Genomic DNA, 203 nt, shown 5'->3' on the forward strand with positions numbered 1-203 from the left:
GCGGCGGCGACATCTTCCGCACCACTCCCTCCACCGGTCCCGCGTAGCCCCACCCCGGCTGCATCTGCGACCAGTGTGCCCGCCAAGCCCCCCGTGAGCGCACCTGTAGCCGCGTCCTCCAGTGCTTCGGCCAGCGCCCCGGCCAGCAGTCCCACCCCCGCATCGGGCGAGACATCGGCCAATGCCGGGGGCGGTGTGAATGC

General features: G+C 72.9%; 1 protein-coding gene. It reads right to left on the bottom strand.

Annotation, left to right across the window (positions count from 1 at the left end):
- Window positions 1-203 (bottom strand): hypothetical protein (locus tag B7G66_RS18030; RefSeq protein ID WP_048859433.1); only part of this gene is annotated, 203 nt, incomplete at both ends.

Origin of the sequence: Novacetimonas hansenii JCM 7643, assembly GCF_000964405.1 — a bacterium.
Taxonomy (GTDB): Bacteria; Pseudomonadota; Alphaproteobacteria; order Acetobacterales; family Acetobacteraceae; genus Novacetimonas; species Novacetimonas hansenii.